The sequence below is a fragment of the Micromonospora sp. NPDC005174 genome, from assembly GCF_040608495.1.
Lineage (GTDB): Bacteria > Actinomycetota > Actinomycetes > Mycobacteriales > Micromonosporaceae > Micromonospora.
In genome coordinates, this window is the sequence record NZ_JBEXIJ010000016.1 from 17,940 (window position 1) to 36,991 (window position 19,052).

19 protein-coding genes are annotated in these 19,052 nt (G+C 72.2%); 4 read left to right on the plus strand and 15 right to left on the minus strand.

What is annotated here, in order from left to right; translation table 11 throughout:
• The first annotated feature begins 102 nt into the window (after window positions 1–102).
• Entirely contained in the window at window positions 103–2,652 is a 2,550-nt protein-coding gene (pepN, locus tag ABZU91_RS18640; RefSeq protein WP_355241605.1) for an aminopeptidase N, read from the plus strand.
• A 133-nt stretch (window positions 2,653–2,785) separates the two neighbouring features.
• Here the strand turns inward: pepN and ABZU91_RS18645 are convergent, their stop codons facing one another.
• The 14 genes from ABZU91_RS18645 to ABZU91_RS18710 all read right to left on the minus strand — a co-directional run bounded on the left by ABZU91_RS18645 (window position 2,786) and on the right by ABZU91_RS18710 (window position 15,999).
• A complete protein-coding gene (locus ABZU91_RS18645) occupies window positions 2,786–3,193 on the minus strand; it encodes a DUF5130 family protein (RefSeq protein ID WP_355241608.1) in 408 nt (135 codons plus the stop codon).
• Window positions 3,180–3,476 carry a hypothetical protein gene (locus ABZU91_RS18650; RefSeq protein ID WP_355241935.1) on the minus strand — a complete coding sequence of 99 codons (297 nt, stop codon included), beginning with the start codon at window positions 3,474–3,476 and terminating at the stop codon, window positions 3,180–3,182. The genes ABZU91_RS18645 and ABZU91_RS18650 overlap by 14 nt, the downstream gene beginning before the upstream one ends.
• A gap of 72 nt (window positions 3,477–3,548) precedes the next feature.
• Complete coding sequence (locus ABZU91_RS18655) at window positions 3,549–5,015, minus strand: amidase (RefSeq protein WP_355241610.1); 1,467 nt, start codon at window positions 5,013–5,015, stop codon at window positions 3,549–3,551.
• Window positions 5,016–5,437: 422 nt separating this feature from the next.
• On the minus strand, window positions 5,438–6,445 hold the full coding sequence (locus tag ABZU91_RS18660; RefSeq protein ID WP_355241613.1) for an amidohydrolase family protein: 1,008 nt from the start codon (window positions 6,443–6,445) through the stop codon (window positions 5,438–5,440).
• Window positions 6,445–6,969, minus strand: a complete 525-nt coding sequence (locus ABZU91_RS18665) for a 3-hydroxyanthranilate 3,4-dioxygenase (protein ID WP_355241616.1) — start codon at window positions 6,967–6,969, stop codon at window positions 6,445–6,447. The genes ABZU91_RS18660 and ABZU91_RS18665 overlap by 1 nt, the downstream gene beginning before the upstream one ends.
• Window positions 6,966–7,388, minus strand: a complete 423-nt coding sequence (locus tag ABZU91_RS18670; protein WP_355241619.1) for a RidA family protein — start codon at window positions 7,386–7,388, stop codon at window positions 6,966–6,968. Before ABZU91_RS18670 ends, ABZU91_RS18665 begins: the two co-directional genes overlap by 4 nt.
• Complete coding sequence (locus ABZU91_RS18675) at window positions 7,385–8,158, minus strand: fumarylacetoacetate hydrolase family protein (protein ID WP_355241622.1); 774 nt, start codon at window positions 8,156–8,158, stop codon at window positions 7,385–7,387. The genes ABZU91_RS18670 and ABZU91_RS18675 overlap by 4 nt, the downstream gene beginning before the upstream one ends.
• Window positions 8,155–9,213 (minus strand): 4-hydroxy-2-oxovalerate aldolase, encoded by a 1,059-nt coding sequence (gene dmpG, locus ABZU91_RS18680; protein WP_355241625.1) that lies wholly within the window; start codon window positions 9,211–9,213, stop codon window positions 8,155–8,157. Before dmpG ends, ABZU91_RS18675 begins: the two co-directional genes overlap by 4 nt.
• Complete coding sequence (locus ABZU91_RS18685; RefSeq protein WP_355241628.1) at window positions 9,210–10,142, minus strand: acetaldehyde dehydrogenase (acetylating); 933 nt, start codon at window positions 10,140–10,142, stop codon at window positions 9,210–9,212. The genes dmpG and ABZU91_RS18685 overlap by 4 nt, the downstream gene beginning before the upstream one ends.
• Complete coding sequence (locus tag ABZU91_RS18690; protein WP_355241631.1) at window positions 10,139–10,936, minus strand: fumarylacetoacetate hydrolase family protein; 798 nt, start codon at window positions 10,934–10,936, stop codon at window positions 10,139–10,141. The genes ABZU91_RS18685 and ABZU91_RS18690 overlap by 4 nt, the downstream gene beginning before the upstream one ends.
• Before the next feature lie 20 nt (window positions 10,937–10,956).
• Window positions 10,957–12,438 carry a 2-hydroxymuconic semialdehyde dehydrogenase gene (locus ABZU91_RS18695; RefSeq protein WP_355241938.1) on the minus strand — a complete coding sequence of 494 codons (1,482 nt, stop codon included), beginning with the start codon at window positions 12,436–12,438 and terminating at the stop codon, window positions 10,957–10,959.
• Window positions 12,439–12,461: 23 nt separating this feature from the next.
• Entirely contained in the window at window positions 12,462–13,799 is a 1,338-nt protein-coding gene (locus ABZU91_RS18700) for an NAD(P)/FAD-dependent oxidoreductase (protein WP_355241634.1), read from the minus strand.
• A complete protein-coding gene (gene kynU, locus ABZU91_RS18705) occupies window positions 13,796–15,076 on the minus strand; it encodes a kynureninase (protein WP_355241637.1) in 1,281 nt (426 codons plus the stop codon). The genes ABZU91_RS18700 and kynU overlap by 4 nt, the downstream gene beginning before the upstream one ends.
• Before the next feature lie 20 nt (window positions 15,077–15,096).
• The gene (locus ABZU91_RS18710; protein WP_355241640.1) at window positions 15,097–15,999 is read right to left on the minus strand and encodes a tryptophan 2,3-dioxygenase family protein; all 903 of its coding nucleotides are present in this window, start codon (window positions 15,997–15,999) and stop codon (window positions 15,097–15,099) included.
• 148 nt (window positions 16,000–16,147) lie between these two features.
• Here ABZU91_RS18710 and ABZU91_RS18715 point away from each other — a divergent pair, with 148 nt between their 5' ends.
• The 3 genes from ABZU91_RS18715 to ABZU91_RS18725 all read left to right on the plus strand — a co-directional run bounded on the left by ABZU91_RS18715 (window position 16,148) and on the right by ABZU91_RS18725 (window position 18,301).
• Entirely contained in the window at window positions 16,148–16,585 is a 438-nt protein-coding gene (locus ABZU91_RS18715) for an Lrp/AsnC family transcriptional regulator (protein ID WP_355241643.1), read from the plus strand.
• 264 nt (window positions 16,586–16,849) lie between these two features.
• A complete protein-coding gene (locus tag ABZU91_RS18720; protein WP_355241645.1) occupies window positions 16,850–17,371 on the plus strand; it encodes a hypothetical protein in 522 nt (173 codons plus the stop codon).
• A gap of 156 nt (window positions 17,372–17,527) precedes the next feature.
• Window positions 17,528–18,301, plus strand: a complete 774-nt coding sequence (locus ABZU91_RS18725) for a class F sortase (RefSeq protein WP_355241940.1) — start codon at window positions 17,528–17,530, stop codon at window positions 18,299–18,301.
• Here ABZU91_RS18725 and ABZU91_RS18730 read toward each other — a convergent pair.
• Window positions 18,247–19,026 carry a TioE family transcriptional regulator gene (locus ABZU91_RS18730; protein WP_355241647.1) on the minus strand — a complete coding sequence of 260 codons (780 nt, stop codon included), beginning with the start codon at window positions 19,024–19,026 and terminating at the stop codon, window positions 18,247–18,249. The two genes, ABZU91_RS18725 and ABZU91_RS18730, sit on opposite strands and share 55 nt — an antisense overlap.
• Window positions 19,027–19,052: the final 26 nt, after the last annotated feature.

Genomic DNA, 19,052 nt, shown 5'->3' on the forward strand with positions numbered 1-19,052 from the left:
TTACGTGGAAGACTCGGACCGGGCCGGACGTCACGAGCGGTCGGCAGACGGGCGCCGCCGGGCGTACGGCGAGACGTGGGATGGAGACGAACAGTGCCGGGAGTGCGTAACCTGACGCAGGTCGAGGCGACGGAGCGGGCACGCCTGCTCGAGGTGACCGGGTACGACATCAGTCTGGATCTGTCGACCGCCGTGCTGGCGGCCGACGGCCGCACCTTCCGGTCGACGACCGAGGTCCGGTTCCGCTGCGGCGAAGCGGGGGCGAGCACGTTCATCGAGGTGGCCGCCGAGTCGGTGCGGTCCGCCACGTTGAACGGCGACTCGGTGGACCTGTCCGACTGGTCGGCCGAGAAGGGCCTGACCCTGTCCGGGCTGGCCAGCGAGAACACCCTGGTCGTCGACGCGGACTTCGCCTTCTCCAACAGCGGGCAGGGTTTGCACCGCACTGTCGACCCGGTCGACGGCGAGACGTACCTCTACAGCCAGTTCGAGACGGCCGACGCGCAGCGGGTGTTCGCCTGCTTCGACCAGCCCGACCTCAAGAGCGTCTACACCTGGCACGCGACGGTGCCCGCGCACTGGCGGGTCGTGTCCAACATGCCGGTGGAGCGCGAGGAGCCGGCCGGCGAGGACCTCAAGACGATCCACTTCACCGAGTCGCCCCGGATGAGCACGTACATCACCGCGCTGTGCGCCGGCCCGTACCACGAGGTGCGCGACACCCACGACGGCATCGACCTGGGCGTGTTCTGCCGGGCGTCCATGTCGCGCTACCTGGACTCCGACGACCTGTTCCTGATCACCAAGCAGGGCTTCGACTTCTTCCACGAGAAGTTCGGGGTGCGGTACCCGCTGCCGAAGTACGACCAGCTCTGGGTGCCCGACTTCAACGCCGGCGCGATGGAGAACTTCGGCTGCGTGACGCACGCCGAGTCGCACTACCTGTACCGCTCGCAGGTCACCGACTACGAGTACGAGCAGCGGGCCAACACGATCCTGCACGAGCTGGCGCACATGTGGTTCGGTGACCTGGTCACCATGCGCTGGTGGAACGACCTGTGGCTGAACGAGTCGTTCGCCGAGTGGGCCAGCCACTGGTGCAACACCAACGCCACCCGGTTCACCGAGGCGTGGACGACGTTCCTGTCGATCCGCAAGAACTGGGGCTACCGGCAGGACCAGCTCTCCTCCACCCACCCGGTCTACACCGAGATGCCGGACATGGAGGCCGTCGAGGTCAACTTCGACGGCATCACCTACGCCAAGGGCGCGAGCGTGCTCAAGCAGCTCGTCGCGTACGTGGGTGAGGAGCCGTTCGTGGCCGGGCTGCGGGCGTACTTCGGCAAGCACGCGTGGGGCAACGCCACCTTCGACGACCTGCTCACCGAGCTGGAGGCCGCTTCGGGCCGGGAGCTGCGCAAGTTCGCGGCACAGTGGCTGGAGACCGCGCAGGTCAACACGCTGCGTCCGGAGGTGACGATCGCCGCCGACGGCACGTACGAGCAGGTGATCGTCCGGCAGGAGGCGCCGACGGCGTACCCGACGCTGCGCACGCACCGGATCGGCGTGGGCCTGTACGACCTGGCCGACGGCCAGTTGGTCCGCCGCGAGCGGTACGAGGTGGACGTGACCGGCGAGCGGACCGACCTCGCCGAGCTGCGTGGCGTCCGGGCGGCGGACGTGTTGCTGCTCAACGACGACGACCTGAGCTACACCAAGCTGCGCCTCGACGACCGGTCGATGGCGACCGTGGTGCAGCACATCGGCGGCTTCGACTCGTCGCTGGCCCGCGCGCTGTGCTGGACGGCCGCGTGGGACATGACCCGCGACGCCGAGCTGGCGACGCGCGACTACGTGGCGCTGGTGCTGGCCGGGCTGCCCGCCGAGACCGACATCAACCTGGTCACCGCCACCCTGCGCCAGGCCACCACCGCGCTCACTCTCTACGCCGACCCGGCGTGGGCGGCCACCGGCTGGGCGGGGCTGGCCCGTGCGGCGAAGGACGCGCTCGCCGCCGCCGAGCCGGGCAGCGGCTTCCAGCTCGCCTGGGCCCGGGCGTTCACCTCGGCCGCCCGTTCCGACGAGGACCTGGCCACGTTGCGCGGCTGGCTGGACGGCACCGGCGCTCCGGAGGGGCTGACCGTGGACACCGAGCTGCGCTGGACGGTGCTCGGCGCGCTGGTGGCCAACGGCGCGGCCGGCGCGGCAGAGGTCGAGGCGGAGCTGGCCGGCGACCGGACGGCCAGCGGCGAGCGGGAGGCCGCGTACGCGCACGCGCTGGTGCCGACGGCGGAGAACAAGGCCGCCGTGTGGGCGCTGCTGACCGGCCCGGACGCGCTGCCGAACTGGCGGCACCGGGCGCTGTTGCAGGGCCTGGCCCACCCGGCGCAGGTGGAGCTGGTCGCCCCGTACCGGGAGCGGTACTTCGCGGCGGTCGGCCAGGTGTGGGCCACCCGGGACAGCGAGCCGGCGCAGGAGTTCGCCCAGCTGGCGTACCCGACGTACCTGGTGGACGACGACACGGTGGCGGCCACCGACGCGTGGCTGGCCGAGGACGGCAACCCGAGTCCGCTGCGTCGCCTGGTCGCCGAGGGCCGCGACGGCGTGGCGCGGGCGATCAAGGCCCGCGCCAAGGACGCCCAGCAGAGCTGACACCAGGAGTACGCGGCCCGGGCCGGCGTGGGTGGGAACCGACGCTGGCCGCGCTGAGACAGAAAGGCCCTGACACGTCGAAGCCCGACCTGCCGTGCGGCGGGTCGGGCTTCTTCGACGTACGAGGAGGGGCTCAGCCCTTGCCGGCGTGGCTGGCGAGCTGGTCGAGGCCGTTGATGATGCCGCCGGCCAGGTCGCCACCGCTGAACGCGCCGACCATGGAGAGCGCGGCCAGCTTGGCGTACGTGTCGGGGATGCGCTTGCGGGCGTGCCGCCCGGTGACGATCTCCAACTGGCGCTGGTTGGGCGACACGGCGATCAGCACCGACTTGTCCGGGTCGGCGAGCTGGCGGTGCAGCCGCTGGGCGTGCTCACGGATCGGCTCGTCGAGGCCGCCGACGAACACCGAGAAGACCAGCCCGGTGCCCTGGTCGGCCAGGCGCAGGGCCTCGTCGATGCGCAGCAGTTGGCGGGTCGAGAACGGCCCGTCCAGCACCTCGGGCGGATTTTCCGTCCCGGCCTGCTTCTCACCAACGGTCACTTGCGCCTCCGGTTCCACCGGCCGGCGCCTCGACGCTGGCCTGCTCTAGCTTGTGGCTGGTCAGCGCGGGCGCCTGAGCGCCCGCCGTCAGCGCGGTGCCGGCCGAGTCGGCCAGCTGCTCCGGGCGGCCCAGGAACCAGACCGGAGTGAACTCGAAGGGTCGGCCCGGCCGGTAGCGCTTGGTGCCACCACCACCGCCGTTGGCACCCCCACGGCTGCCGGCGTACGTCAGGCCGGCGATCACCAGCACTGCCGCCAACGGGATGCCGACGAAGACCAGCACCGTCTCGGTAACAGACAATCCCAACGCCCCCAGGCGGAAGAAGGACCTCGAACAAGCGGGTCGGATGGACGATCATGATGGCGACCGGCCAACTCCGTCGCCATTCACGTTAGCGGAGTCGACGGCTCGCCAGATTGCGGGGTGCCGATCCCATCCGTCACTGGCGTGCTCCAGTTGCGCAGCGGTAGCGATGAGCCGCGCGTCGTCGCCGTACCGGGCGCTGAGCAGCACCCCGACGGGCAGCCCGTCGGTGGTCGTGGTGGCCAGCGGCAGGGAGACCGAGGGGTCGCCCGTGACGTTGAAGATGGCGCTGTAGGGCGAGAATCGGCGCTGCCGGTCGAAATCGGCCGCCGGGTCGCCGTCGGCGGTGAACCAGCCGACGGGCGCCTGTGGCGCGGCCAGGGTGGGGCAGAGCAGGAGATCGCAGCCGGCGGTGCGGGCCGCGCCGAGACGTACCTGCGCCTGAAGCTCGCCGAGGGTCGCGGACAGCGCCCCGGCGGACACCTCGGCGCCCCGGGCGCGCAGCAGTCGGGTCAGCGGCAACAGCTCCGGCTCGCGGTGCGCCGGCACCGGGGCGAGCGCCAGGACGTACCAGATGATCTCGAACAGCGGCCACGCCGCCGGCGTGAGTGGCGGCGGTACCTCGACCACCTCGTGGCCGAGGGCGGTGAGCAGTGCGGCGGCGGTGTCGACGGCGGCCACACAGTCGGGGTGCACCGGCTCGTCGGCGAGCATCGGCGTGGTGAACCGGCCGATCCGCACGCGGCCCGGATCGGCCCGGCGCGCGGCGGCCAGGTATCCCCCGGGCGGCGCGGGCGGGGGCAGGTAGGGCTCGCCGGGCACCGGGACGGCCATGACGTCGAGCAGCGCGGCGACGTCAGCCATCGTCCGCCCGAGCGGCCCGCTGGTGGGCAGGCCGAACGCACCGGAGCCGAGCGGCCCGCCGGAGACCAGGCCGCGACTGGGCTTGTAGCCGATCAGGCCGCAGAGCGACGCCGGGATGCGCAGCGAGCCGCCGCCGTCGGACCCCTGGGCGACCGGGACCAGGCCGGCCGCGACCGCAGCCGCCGCGCCGCCGCTGGAACCACCGGCGGTGTACGCCAACTGCCACGGATTGCGGGCCGGCGGCGCGACGCGGCCCTCCGAGTAGAGCGAGCAGCCCAGCTCCGAGGTGGTCGTCTTGCCGAGGCTGACGAGGCCGGCGGCCTTGATGAACCGGACCACGTCGGCGTCGACGGGCGGGACGAAGTCGGCGAAGGCGGCCGAGCCGAAGGTGGTGCGTACCCCGGCGGTGAGGGTGAGGTCCTTGATGGCGGTCGGTACGCCGTGCAGCGGGCCGCGCCCCTGCGCCGGCGCGGCGTCGGCGGCGCGGGCGGCGGCATGGGCCAACTCGGGTGTGACGGTGACGAACGCGCCCACGGTGTCGCCGAGCGCCGCGACCCGGCGCAGGTGATGCTCGACCAGCTCGACGCTGGACACCTCGCCGCGGGCGATCGCGGCGGCCTGCTCCAACGCGGTCAGGTCGTGCGGCTCGGCCATGTCCTCATCCTGCCCGCTGGGAGCGGCCGTCAGCGGGCCGACACGGCGTGGGCCTCGGCGGCAGCTCCGGAATCCGATCGACATCCCGCCCGGTCCGCCCGCTGGGTCGGGCCCGCCGGGTCGGGCCCGCTGGGTCGGGCTGCGCCGCCGACCGCCGCACCCTTCCTGTCGGTCCTTTGCTCTGCTTCAACAGAGGCAACAGCAGATGTCCGATTACCGGACACGCGGTGTTGCGTGGGGTGAAGCAGAGCAAAGGAAGCAGAACAGGTGCACGCCCCGCCGCCGACCGAACGCAGGGACGCCGCCCCGGCGACCACCCGCCAGGACGCCGCGCCGCCGACCGCCCGCCGGGACGCTGCGCCGGCGACCGAACGCAGGGACGCCACCCCGGCGACCGCCCGCAGGGACAGGCCCGAGTCGCGTCAGCGCCGCCCGTGCAGGAAGCGCAGGGCGTTGGTGGATCGCAGCTTGACGCGCTGGGCGTCGGTGAGGAAGTCGGCCGCGTCGACCACCGCGCCGACGGGCCGCTCCCCCAGCGGGTACGGGTAGTCGCTGCCGACCAGCACCCGATCCTCCCCCAGCGTGTCGACAAGGAGCCGCAGCGCCGGCGGCGTGAAGACCACGGAGTCGACGCTGAACCGGTCGACGTAACTGCTGGGCGGCGCGACGGACGCCCCACGGACCAGGTCACCCCGGCGGTGCCAGGCGTTGTCGGCGCGACCGAGCCAGAACGGAAAGCTGCCCCCTCCGTGCGCGAAGCAGATCCGCAGCGTGTCGGGCACGCGGTCGAAGACACCGCCCAGGATCATCGCCAGCACCGACAGGTGCGTCTCGGCGGGCATGCCGGTGAGCCAGCGGGCCATCCAGCGGTCCAGGCGTGGGCCGCCCGGCATGTCCCACGGGTGGACGAAGACAGGTGCGCCCACCTCGGCACAGTGCTGGAGGAAGGTCACCACGCCGGCGTCGTCCAGGTCCCGGTCGCCGACGTGGTTGCCGATCTCCACGCCTACGTGCCCGGCGGCGAGACTGCGATCCAGTTCGGCGCAAGCGGCGTCCGGGTCCTGCAGGGGCACCTGACAGAACGGCACCAGCCGGTCGCCACCGGCCGCGGTGACCTCCAGGGTCAGGTCGTTGAAGATCCGGGCGACCTTGACCGCCTGCTCGGCCGGGCGGTCGTAGCTGAAGAAGACCGGCGTCGGCGACACCACCTGCACGGCCACGCCGTCGGCGTCCATGTCGGCCAGGCGGCGGGACGCGTCCCAACACTCCGCGCCGACCGGGCGGAACTCCGTCTCCCCCACCATGATCATGGCGGCGCGCTCGGAGTCCATCCGCAACCACGGCCAACCGGACCCACCGCACGCCGCGCCGAGGTCCGGCCACCCCTTCGGTACGACGTGTGTGTGCACGTCGACCACACCAGCGGGCATCAGCCCTTGCCCGGGTGCAGGGTGCCGCAGTTGGCGCAGGTACGGGCCGACTCGTCGGCGTAGAACGCCTGGAACACCGGTGGCAGGTCGGCCGCGATGTCGCGGACCTGCAACTCCACCTCGTGCACCTTGTGGCCGCACTCCGGGCAGTACCACTGGAACGTCTCCAGCGTGCCCTCCTCGCGGACCCGCTCGACGACCACACCGATCGAGCCGGCCTCGGGCCGCTGCGGCGAGTGCGGGGTGTTGCGCGGCAGCATCCACATCTGACCCTCGCGCACGTGCACCGTAAGCGGCCCCTCCGGGGTCATCAGGTTGATGTGCATGTTGCCCTTGACCTGGTAGAAGAACTCCTCGTACGGGTCCACGTGGAAGTCGGTGCGCTGGTTGGGGCCACCCACCACCATGACGATGAAGTCGTCCCCGCCCGGGAACATCTCCTTGTTGCCCACGGGTGGCTTCAGCAGGTGCTGGTTGTCGGCGATCCAGCCCGGAAAGCTGAACGGCTCGGCGATCTCACTCACGACTGACCTCCCGAGGGAAGAAGGGCCACGGCCTGAATCTCGATGAGCAGGTGCGGGTGCGGCAACTGGTGCACCGCCACCGTCGTGCGGGTCGGCCCGGAGGCGTCGAAGAACTCCGCCCACACCTCGTTGTAACCGCCGAAGTCGTTCATGTTGACCAGGTACGACGTCACCTGGACGAGGTCGGTGAGGTCCGCGCCGACCGAGCGCAGCAGATCCCGCACGTTCTGGATGACCGCCCGCGTCTGCGCCCGGATGTCCAGGTTGGTGGTGCCGAACTCGTCGACCTCGACACCGGCGAAGCTGTTGTCCGGGCGCCGGGACGACGTACCGGAGACGAAGACGAACCCGCCCGCCACCTTGACGTGCGGGAAGGCCCCGCGCGGCGTGGCCTTGCCGGCGACCACCCGGGCGGTCACGACGAGGCCCGCAGCGACGCCGTGCCGAGCTTCTCGACGACCGCGCGGACATGCGCGCCGGGGCGCAGCGGGACGGCAGCGGTGGCCGCGCCGGCCAGGAACACCCAACCGGACTCCAGGCGCACTCCGTGCCGGCCGGCCAGCCGGATGCCCTCGTCGAGCGCGCGGCGCGGATCACCGAGGATCGCCGCCGTCGAGCCGACCTGCGCCACCCGACCGTCGACCTCCAGCAGCACGCCCAGGTTGTCAAGCCCCGCCGGCACCGGCGACCACGGGCCGATCACGAACGCGGCGGCCGAGGTGTTGTCGGCGATCACGTCCGGCAGCGAGAAGCGGAAGTCCGCGTACCGGGAGTCGATCAACTCGATGGCCGGTGCGACCGCACGGACCGCCGTGGCGAAGTCGCCGACCGGTTCGCCCGGCTCGGGCAGCCGGTCCAGCAGGAACGCCACTTCCGGTTCGACCCGGGGATGGATGTACGCGGACCTGTCGACCACGCCACCGTCGGGCACCCGCATCGCGTCGGTGAGCCGCCCCCAGATCACCTCGTCCACACCGACCTGGGCCATCTTCGCCTTGCTGGTCAGCCCCATCTTCAGCCCGACCAGCCGCGCACCGGCGTCGACCCGGCGCTGCACCAGCGCCGCCTGGACGGCGTACGCGGCGTCCACGTCGAGACCGGTCTCGGCGGCGAGCTGCGGGATCGGGGTGGCCGTGTCGGCCGCCGCGCCCAGCTTCTCGGCGATCCCGGCGACGTCCGGTCCGATCATGACTGCTCCTTCTGCCCGGCGAGGTCGAGTGCCACGTCCACGATCATGTCCTCCTGACCGCCGACCATCCGGCGGCGGCCCAGCTCGACGAGGATCGACCGGACGTCCACCCCGTACTTCGCCGAGGCCCGCTCGGCGTGCCGCAGGAAGCTGGAGTAGACCCCGGCGTACCCCAGCGAGAGCGTCTCCCGGTCGACCTGGACCGGCCGGTCCTGCAACGGGCGGACGAGGTCGTCGGCGGCGTCCATCAGCGCGAACACGTCGCAGCCGTGCTTCCAACCGTGCAGCTCGGCGACCGCCACGAAGACCTCCAGCGGCGCGTTTCCGGCGCCCGCGCCCATGCCGGCGAGGGAGGCGTCGACGCGGACGGTCCGGCCCGACGGCGACCCGACCGGACCGTCACCGAGGACCCGGCCGTGCTCGACGGCGAGCACACTGTTGGCCACCCCGAGCGACAGGTTGTGGTGCGCGTGGATGCCGATCTGCGTCTGGGGTTCGAGGACCTGCCGGTACGCGTCGACCCGCTGCGCCACGTCGGACATCAGCAGCCGGCCACCGGAGTCGGTGACGTAGACGCAGTGCGCCCCGTACGACTCCATGAGCTTGGCCTGAGCGGCCAACCCGGCCGGATCGTTCATGTGCGACATCATCAGGAACCCGGCGACGTCCATGCCGTTGTCCCGGGCCCAGGAGATGTGCTGGGCGGAGATGTCCGCCTCGGTGCAGTGGGTGGCGATCCGGACGCTCGTCACGCCGAGCGCCTTCGCCGCCTTCAGGTCGGCGATGGTGCCGATGCCGGGCAACAGCAGGGTGGTCAGCTTCGCGTTCGTCAGCACCTCGGCGGCGGCGGAGATCCACTCGGCGTCGCTGGCCGCGCCGTGGCCGTAGTTGACGCTGGAACCGGCGAGCCCGTCGCCGTGCGCGACCTCGATGGCGGCCACTCCGGCGGCGTCCAGCGCGGCGGCGATCGTCCGCACCTGGTCGACGGTGTACCGGTGGGCGATGGCGTGCATGCCGTCGCGCAGCGTCACGTCCTGGATGTACAGGTCCGTCATGCCACCGCTCCCGTCGCGCGCAGGGCCACCAGCCGCTCGGCGGTGCGCAGCGCGGCCGACGTCATGATGTCCAGGTTGCCGGCGTACGCCGGGAGGTAGTGGCCGGCGCCGGAGACCTCCAGGAAGACCGACACCTGGAGGGCGGTGAGCTGACGCCCGAGCGATGGCAGGTACGCCTGCACCCGGTCGAACTGCACGTCCTGCTTGAGCCGGTAGCCGGGCACGTACTCCTGGACCCTCGTCACCATGTCGCCGATCGAGGCGGCGATGGCGGCGGTGTCGGCGTCGGCGTCCGGGCAGAGGCAGTAGACGGTGTCGCGCATGAGCAGCGGCGGGTCCGCCGGGTTCAGCACGATGATCGCCTTGCCCCGTTCGGCCCCACCGACCACCTCGATGGCCCGGGCCGTGGTCTCGGTGAACTCGTCGATGTTGGCCCGGGTGCCCGGACCGGCCGACTTCGACGCGATCGAGGCGACGATCTCGCCGTACGCCACCGGAGTGACCCGACCGACCGCGGCGACGATCGGCACGGTGGCCTGTCCGCCGCAGGTCACCATGTTGACGTTCGGCTCGTGCAGGTGCTCGTCGAGGTTGACCGGCGGCACCACGTACGGGCCGATCGCGGCCGGGGTCAGGTCGACCACGGTGCGGCCGTGCGCCCGCAGCACCTCGTGGTGTCGGCGGTGCGCGCCGGCCGAGGTGGCGTCGAAGACCAGCTCGACGTCGGCGAACTCGGGCAGCGCGACGAGGCCGTCCACGCCGTCGGCGGTGGTGACGACGCCCAGGCGGCGAGCCCGCGCCAGGCCGTCCGAGGCCGGGTCGATACCGGCCATCGCCACCATCCGCAGGCTGTCACTCAGGCGGAGAACCTTGATCATCAGGTCGGTGCCGATGTTTCCCGATCCCAGCACCGCCACGCCGACGCTCATGCCGAACCCTCCTTGCCGAAACAGGTCCGCACCGAGCCGAGCCCGGAGATCCGCGCCTCGTACGCAGCCCCGGGGGTGACCGGCACCATCGGGCCGAGTGCCCCGGAGAGCACCACGTCCCCGGCGCGCAGCGGATCACCGGCGCGGGCGAGGGTACTGGCCAACCAGTGCAGGGCGTGCAGTGGGTTGCCCAGGCAGGCGGCGCCCGCGCCCACCGAGACCGGCTCGCCGGCGTGCTCCAGCACCATCCCGCACAGCCGCAGGTCGACGTCGGCGAGCCGACGCGGCGTGGTGCCCAGCACGAAAAGCCCACTGGACGCGTTGTCGGCGACCGTGTCCACGATGGAGATGTCCCAGCCGGCGACCCGCGAATCGACGATCTCGATGGCGGGCAGCACGTGGTCGACCGCGCGGATCAGGTCGACGGTGGTCATCCGCTCCTCGGTGAGGTCGCCGCCCAGCACGAACGCGATCTCCGCCTCGACCCGAGGCTGGAGCAGCCGGTCGATCGGCACCTCGACCCCGTCGCCGACGGCCATCTCGTCGGTCAGCATCCCGAAGTCCGGTTGGAAGACCCCGAAGGTTTCCTGCACCGCCCGGGACGTCAGGCCGATCTTCGCGCCGACGCGGCGTTCGCCCCGGCCCTGCCAGGCCCGCGTCTGCAACTGCTGCACGCGGTACGCGGACTCGACGTCCCCCTCCGGCAGCAGCCGACCACGCAGTGGCGGGCACGGCTTGCCGGTGCTGCGGGCCTCGGCCAGCTCCCGGTTGGCGGCCTCGATGTCGGCTTCCATGCCCGCTCCCTCGCTTCGGCTCACGACAGGTCCACGCAGACGTTTGTGAGTTCGGAGTAGAAGTCCAGCGAGTGCAGGCCGCCCTCGCGGCCGATGCCGGACGCCTTCACCCCACCGAACGGGGTCCGCAGGTCACGCAGGAACCAGGTGTTGACCCAGACGATGCCCGCGTCCAGCCGCATCCCGGCCCGGTGCGCGACACCCACGTCCCGGGTCCACACCGTCGCCGCGAGGCCGTACTCGGTGCCGTTGGCCAGGGCGTACGCCTCGTCCTCGGTGTCGAACGGCGCGACGTGCACGACCGGGCCGAAGATCTCCTCCCGGTTGGTGCGGGCGCCCGCGCCGAGGCCGGCGAGCACCGTCGGCTGCACGTACGAGCCGCCGTCGCGGGCGTCGCCGAAGGTGGGCGTACCGCCGCCGGTCAGCACCTCGGCGCCCTCGGCGCGGGCCAGCTCGTACGCGCCGAGCACCTTCGACCGGTGCTGCGGCGAGATCAGCGGCATGGTGGCGGTGGCCTCGTCGGTGGGCCAGCCGTACGCCAGCTCGCCGGCCCGCTTCGCCAGCCGGGCGGTGAACTCCTCGAAGACCGGGCGCTGCACGTAGATGCGCTCGGTGCACAGGCACACCTGACCGCCGTTGGTGAAGCTGGACCGCACCGAACCGGCGACCGCGGTGTCCAGGTCGGCGTCGGCGAAGACCAGTCCGGCGTTCTTGCCGCCCAGCTCGAAGCTGACCGCCTTCACCCCGTCGGCGGCGGCCCGCATGATCGCGCCGCCGGTGGCCGACTCGCCCGTGAAGGTGATCGCGTCCACGCCCGGGTGGCGGGTCAGGAACTCGCCCGCCGAATCCGGACCGAAGCCGTGCACGAGGTTGAAGACACCCTCGGGTACGCCGGCCGCCGCCATCACCTCGGCGAGCAGCGTCGCCGACGCGGGAGTCTCCTCGCTGGGCTTGACCACCACGGCGTTGCCGCAGGCCAGGGCCGGGGCGACCTTCCAGGTGAGCAGCAGCAGCGGAAGGTTCCACGGCACGATGACCGCGACCACGCCGACCGGTTTGCGGACCGCGTAGTTGAGGGCACGGCCGCCGGTCGGGGTGACCGTGGTGAACGACTCGGTGGGCGCGGTCGCCGCGATCTCGGCGAACGCCCGGAAGTTCGCCGCGCCGCGCGGGATGTCCAGCGTGCGGGCCTGGGCGATGGACTTGCCCGTGTCGGCGACCTCGGCGGTCACCAGGTCGTCGAAGCGGCGTTCCAGCTCGTCGGCCACCCGACGCAGCACCTCGGCGCGCTCACGCTCCCCCATCCGGCCCCACGGCCCGCGCAGCGCCGCGCGGGCGGCGGCCACCGCGTCGTCCACGGTGGACCGCGACGCCTCGACCACCTCGAAGACCGGCTCGCCGGTCACCGGGCTGACCTTGGTGAACGTCGGGCCGCCGTCGACGAACTCGCCGCCCACGAAGTTACGCAGGCGTGGCGGCCCGGCCGGCGCGTGACCGGTCATCAGTGTGGGGTCCCAGAGTGTCGTCACGCGCGCCTCCCTCGGCTGAGCGCCGCCGCGAGCGCGCCGGCCAGCAGCAGCGCCGCCCCACCGACGACCGCGCCGAGCACGCGGTGCTGCCGGCGGACCCGGCGGCGCACCTCGGCGTACGGGGTGGTGGAGAAGGACACCAGCTCGTATTGCGAAATGTACCGGCCGGGCAGGGCCCGTTCCAGTGCGTGCTCCACCCGCCTGCGGGTCTGGAAGACCGGCGAGGCGACCCTGTCGCGCATCTCCACGAAGTTGGTCAACGCCATCTGGGCGATGGCCTCGGCGTTCTCCTGCCGCCGACGTTGGAACAGCGGCAGCGCCGCGGACCACTCGTCGGCGCACTCGTCCAGGCAGCGGTCCAACTCGACGACGTCCTCGAAGGCGCAGTTCGCGCCCTGACCGTAGAACGGCACGATGGCGTGGGCGGCGTCGCCGAGCAGGCCGACGGTGCCGTTGACCTGCCAGGGCGTACTGCGGACCGTGCCGAGCACCCCCACCGGGTTGTGCTGGTAGTCGTCGACGAGGGTCGGAGCCAGCGGGATCACGTCCGGGTACTGCTCGGCGAAGTACGTCCTGATGGCGGCCGGGTTGTCCAGGGCGGCGAAGCTGCCGACGCCCTCGTTGGGCCAGAAGAGCGTGCAGGTGAAGGAGCGGTCCGGGTTCGGCAGCGCGATCATCATCGAGGTGCCGCGCGGCCAGATGTGCAGCGCGTCCTCTTCGAGCGCGAAGTCCCCGCCCAGCGGCGGGATCGTCAGCTCCTTGTAGCCGTAGTCGAGGAAGTCCACGCTCTCACGCAGCAACCCGTACGCCAGGAGTTGCCCACGCACGGCGGAGCCCGCGCCGTCGGCGCCCAGCACGACCGACGCCTTGGCGGCGACCGTGCCGTGCGGGGTGTCGAAGCTGAGCGAGCCGTCGGTCGCGTCGAGGCCGACCAGGCGATGGTCGAAGACGACACGTACCCCGGGTAGCGCGGCTGCGGCGTCGAGCAGAGCGTTGTTCAACGCGCCCCGGCTGATCGAGTTGATGGCCCGGTCGCCGGCCGCGCTGTACGACTGGAACTGCGGCTCGCCCTCCACCGGGTGGATCATCCGGCCGCGCATCGGCAGCGCGTCGGCCATCACCTGCTCGGCCAGGCCGATCCGCCGCAACGCGTCCAGCCCGCGCTCGGAGAGCGCCAGGTTGATCGAACGTCCCCGCTCGGCCGTGCCGGTACGCGGGTCCGACCTCCGCTCGTAGAGGGCCACCGGGTAGCCCCGCCGGGCCAGGAAGCAGGCGGCGAGGCAACCGGCCAGCCCGGCGCCGATGATCGCGACCTCGTCGCGCCGGGCCGTCACGGGTTGACCCGTCCCACCGTGGCCTCCAGCGCGGCGGCGGCACGCCAACAGTCGAGGTACGTCGAGTACAGCGGCACCGGGGCGAAGCGGACGACATCCGGCTCCCGGGCATCGGCGATGACGCCGTGTTCGTACCGTAGGCGTTTGGTCAGCTCGGCGGCGTTGCCGGCGCCGACGCGGACCGATAGCTGGCAGCCCCGGCGGGCCTCCTCGCGCGGGGTGACCACCCGCAGCGGCCGGTCGGCGGTGACCTCGTCGAGCAGCGACTCCAGCCAGCCGGTGAGGCGCAGGCTGCGGGCGCGCAACGACTCCATGCCGACCGCGTCGAACAGTTCCAGCGAGGTACGCACCGGACCCATCGCGAAGATCGGCGGGTTGGAGATCTGCCACGCCTCCACGGTGGCCGGTGGCCGGGACACCGGCGTCATCTCGAACCGGGTCGCCGCCGCGGTGCTCCACCAGCCCTCGAAGCGCGGCAGGTCGGGATCGCCGAGGTGCCGCTCGTGCACGAAGACGCCGGCCAGGGCGCCCGGCCCCGAGTTCAGGTACTTGTAGGAGCACCAGGCCGCGAAGTCGACATCCCAGTCGTGCAGGGACAGCGGCACGTTGCCGACCGCGTGGGCGAGGTCCCAGCCGACCACCGCGCCGGCCGCCCGACCGGCGGCCGTGATCGCCGGGATGTCCAGCAGCTCGCCGGTGAGGTAGTTGACGCCGCCGAGCAGCACCAGCGCCACCCGGTCGCCCTCGGCGGCCAGGTAGTCGGTGACGTCCTCGGTGCGCAGCGCGTCCTCGCCGGGGCGGGGGCGCAACCGGACCACCGTGTCGTCCGGGTCCAGGCCGTGGAACCGGGCCTGGCTGCGTACCGCGTAGCTGTCCGAGGGGAAGGCCGCGTCCTCGATGACGATGCGGGTGCGGGCGCCGGCCGGGCGGTAGAAGCTGACCATCAGCAGGTGCAGGTTGACGGTGAGGGAGTTCATCACCACGGCCTCCGCGGGCCGGGCGCCGACCAGTCGGGCGGCCGGCCCGGTCAACAGCTCGTGGTACGGCAGCCAGGCGCGCTCGGCCTCCAGGTGCCCCTCGACGCCGAGGCGCCCCCAGGCGTCCAGGTCGGCGAGGAGCTCGTCGCGGGTAGCCCGGGGTTGCAGGCCGAGCGAGTTGCCGGCGAGGTACGCCGACTCGGCGTGGTCGCCGCCGTCGGCGGGCGGCACGTGGAAGAGGTGCCGGTGACCCGGGTCGGCCTCGTCCCGCCGACGTGCTTCGTTTTCAGGGGTGTCCACAGGGGTGTCTCGCTCTCCGGTCACATCGCGGTGCGGGCCGACCACAGCTCCGGGAAGACCACCCGGGCCATGCTGCGCTGCAACCACGCCAGCCCGGCGGAGCCGCCACTGCCGACCTTGGCGCCCATTGTGCGCTGGACCGCCTTGACGTGGTTCCACCGCCAGTCGCCGAACTCCTCCGCGACGCCGCTGAGCGCCTCGGCGAGCAGCAGCAGGTGGTTGTCCGGGCCGCCGTCGGCGTAGACCCGCACCCAAGCGGCCTCGACCTCCGGCTGCGGTTCGTGCTCGACCGCCACATCCCGGTTCAGCAGGTCGGCGGGAATGTCGAAGCCACGGCGAGCCAGCAGCGCGACCACGTCGTCCCAGAGGCTCGGGACGGCCAGCGCGGCGCTGAGGGCGGCGTGCACCTCGGTCTGCCGGCGGAACGGGCGGATCAGCGCCGGGTCGCGCAGCCCGAGCAGGAACTCGAGATGCCGGTACATGGCCGACTGGAAACCACTTCCCTCACCGAGCAGGTTGCGGAACCGGTTGAAGTCGGCCGGGGTCATCCAGCGCAGGCCCTGCCAGGCGGCGTTCAGCCCTTCCAGGTGCAGCTTCGCGCGGCGCAACGGGGCCAGCGCGTCCCAGATCCGGTCGGCGCGCAGGAGGCGCTGGGTCTCGCGCAGTTCGTGGCAGGTCAGCCCGAAGTACAGCTCCATGATCTGGCTGACCATGAGGAACGACATCTCGCCCGGATCGTCGCTCAGCGGTTGCTGCAACTGGTGCAGGGCGCTGGCCCGCACGTACGCGTCGTACGGCACCAGGTCGGCGAACTCCAGGGTCGGCTCACCACCGTTGCGGGCGGCGCGGGCCGCCCGTTGTCGCGGGGTCACCGGTCGTACCGTGGCGACACGGTTCGACGCCCGCCGCTCCGTCGATTCCACCAGTCGTCTCCCTCTGCCCGAAGCTACCGACGTCATGATCTCGCGGTGGGATCGGCCTGCGGAATGCCGGATCAACGGGACTTGCTGGTCTGACCTGACGAACAAAAGGCAGCTAGGCGAATTCGGTTCACGAAAGTAAGGTTCGAGCGTGGACGACATGGACTGGGCGCTGCTGCGCGAGTTGCAGGCCGACGCCCGGCTCTCCTTCAGCGAGTTGTCCCGCCGCGTACACCTGTCCCCACCAGCGGTCGCCGAGCGGGTCCGCCGGCTCGAGGAGACCGGAGTGATCACCGGCTACCACGCCCACGTCGACCTGACCCGGGCCGGTCGCACGGTGGTCGCCCTGATCCGGATGTCCTGTTACGGGGCGCGCTGCATCCTGCACAACCCCGAGGTGTCCGGCTGGCCCGAGATCCTGGAGATCCACCGGATCACCGGTGACGCGTGCAGCATGCTCAAGGTGGCCGCCGGCTCGATCGGAGACTTCGAGGCGGTCATCGACCGTCTCGCCCCGTACGGCCAGCCCTCGAGCACGATGGTCCTGTCCTCCCCCCTGGCCTGGCACCCCATAACCCCCCACCCCTAGCCCACCCCCACCCCTCCCCCACACCCCCGCGCCCCGCCCCCTCCTGCGCCGATCTTGCACTTTCTGTTGCCGAAAAGCCCCTTACGCCCTGGTTTGTCGCCGCAGAAAGTGCAAGATCGCGGGAGCCCGGGCTGGGCGGGGGTGGGGCGCGGGGGTGTGGGGCGGGGGGGCGGGGGGGGCGGGGGTTTGCCGTTGGGGTGGGGGGAAAGCAGCGCGCGTGCCCAGGGGAGGGTTCCGGCGGTCGTCGCCGGTTGGGGGGAAATCATGCAGGGTCTTCGCACGATCAACCGCGCGCTCTCGTCCGTTCTGACACTGGTGGGGCTCATCGGGGCGTTCGTCCTGCTGTCGGTCGCGCCAGCCCGGGCCGGTGAGAACACCTTCGTCGAGGTGACACCGAACAGCGTCCCGGCCGGCAGCCGGGTCACGATCCGCGCGAGCTGCGACAACAACAACAATCGGCAGGCCAACGTGCGCTCCGACGCGTTCGGGCACGTCATGCTCAGGCCGGACAACGGCTTCCTCAAGGGGGAGGTCACCGTTCCGGGCAACAAGGAACCCGGTGACTACCAGGTCGACCTGCGCTGCCAGAACAACCAGACGGCCCAGACGATGCTGACCGTGCTCAACATGGCCTCGCCCAGCAAGGGACCGGCGACCGGAGGCGGCGGCACCGCGGGCGGTCGGGGTACCGGCTCGGTCCTCGTCCTCGGCGGCGTGGCCCTGGTGGCAGCCGTGATCGCGCTCGGCATGGCGGGCGGTCGGCGTCGGCCCGGAGCCGGCGCCTGACCCGGACCTGCCATGACTCGCAGATCCGCGCGTACGCGGCTGGACCGCCCTGCCCGCTCCGCGTGGCTGGACCGACCTGCCCGCTCCGCGTGGCTGGACCGTCGTGCCCGCTCCGCGCGGCCGGATCGTCCTGCCCGCGTCCCGGCCGGGGCCGCTCTGCGCGCCTCCGGACGGCTGGTGGCCCGCGTCTCGGGCCGGCTCGGACGAGTTGCCGGACAGGCGGTGTCCGCCAGCGTGGCCACCACCGACCCGGACGCCCGCCCGCTGCCGCCGCGCCGTCCCGGCGGGCCACCCCTGGCCCGGCGTCGGCTCGGTGACCGGCCGGGGCTGCCGGTCCTGATCATCGCCACGCTGATGGTGCTGATCGTGGCGATGCTCGGCGTCGAACAGGTGACCGGGGTGAGCCTGCTGCCGGAGCGGATCAGCGCGGGCCTGCGGCCGCCGCCGAAGAAGTTCCCGGTACTGCCGGCCAGCCGCCCGACCGCCCTCGCCATCGACACGATCGACCTGCGGGCTCCGCTGCACGACGTGGGCATCGCCCCGGACGGGACCATCGCCGTGCCCGACGTGGGCCGCGCCCAGGAGGCCGGCTGGTACGACCAGGGCCCCACCCCGGGGCAGTACGGACCGGCGGTGATCGTGGGACACGTGGACACCACCACCGGGCCGGCCGTCTTCCACCGACTACGGGAACTGCGCTCCGGTGACCAGGTCGACATCACCCGCGCCGACGGCCAGGTGGCGGTCTTCGAGGTGGACTCGGTGCAGAAGTTCGACAAGGAACGGCTGCCGGTGGACGAGGTGTACGGCGACTTCAGCCGCCCCAGCCTGCGGCTGATCACCTGCGGCGGCCGGTGGGTGGGTGGTGAGACCGGCTACTCGGACAACCTGGTGGTCTTCGCCTCGCTGGTCAAGGCCCGGGGCGGTTGACCTCCCCCGTCGGCGTCGAGGTACTCGGCGAGCCGGGCCGCCCCGGTGAGCATGGCCCGGCCGCGCTCGGTGAGCCGCACGCGCCACTGGGCGAGCGACGCGGCGAGCGGCTCGGCGCCGCCGGCGTCCCGTACCCGACGCAGCACGTCGGCGATGTGGCTCAGCCGGTATCCGCCCCGGCGCAGCAGGTGGGCGAGTTGGGCGTCCCGGACGTCGTCGGGTGAGTAGACGCGGTGACGGGTGACCCGGTCGCGCTCCGGCCGCAGGATCCCGGCCGACTCCCACTTGCGCAGGGTCGCGGGTCGTACGCCGAGCCGGTGCGCGAGCACGCTGATCGGCACGGCCCGCCGACTCTGCGGCGCGGGTCTTTCGGTGGTGAGCGTGGTGACCGCCGCCTCGACGGCATCCAGCGTCTCCCGGTCGCGTCGCAGCAGGTCATGACCGTGGTCGATCGCCCGCAGCGCCGTGTCGACCTCGCCGCGGTTGACGGCGCGCATGATGTCGCCGCTGGCCGCGTGACCGTGGCCCGCGATGAGCGCGAGGTAGGCGCTCAACGCCCGAGCGTGCACCTCGGTGAACCGGCGGTACCCGGTCGCGGCGCGCTCGGCCGGTGGCAGCACGCCGTCGCGTTCGTAGTTGCGGACGGCCTGCGCCGACAGCCCGTGCCGCCGCGCGAGGTCGATCGGTCGGCGTACCCCTGGGTTTGAAGGTTTTGTGGTTGCCACCGCACTCCGTTGCTCCGAAGTCTCAA

Excerpts from the sequence above, each read along its gene's own strand:
- ABZU91_RS18695 (WP_355241938.1), bottom strand. The coding sequence starts at position 12,438 with ATGACCGGTCACGCGCCGGCCGGGCCGCCACGCCTGCGTAACTTCGTG.
- ABZU91_RS18655 (WP_355241610.1), bottom strand. The coding sequence starts at position 5,015 with ATGGCCGAGCCGCACGACCTGACCGCGTTGGAGCAGGCCGCCGCGATC.
- ABZU91_RS18660 (WP_355241613.1), bottom strand. The coding sequence starts at position 6,445 with ATGCCCGCTGGTGTGGTCGACGTGCACACACACGTCGTACCGAAGGGG.
- dmpG (WP_355241625.1), bottom strand. The coding sequence starts at position 9,213 with ATGACGGACCTGTACATCCAGGACGTGACGCTGCGCGACGGCATGCAC.
- ABZU91_RS18675 (WP_355241622.1), bottom strand. The coding sequence starts at position 8,158 with ATGATCGGACCGGACGTCGCCGGGATCGCCGAGAAGCTGGGCGCGGCG.
- ABZU91_RS18690 (WP_355241631.1), bottom strand. The coding sequence starts at position 10,936 with ATGGAAGCCGACATCGAGGCCGCCAACCGGGAGCTGGCCGAGGCCCGC.
- ABZU91_RS18720 (WP_355241645.1), top strand. The coding sequence starts at position 16,850 with ATGCAGGGTCTTCGCACGATCAACCGCGCGCTCTCGTCCGTTCTGACA.
- ABZU91_RS18685 (WP_355241628.1), bottom strand. The coding sequence starts at position 10,142 with ATGAGCGTCGGCGTGGCGGTGCTGGGATCGGGAAACATCGGCACCGAC.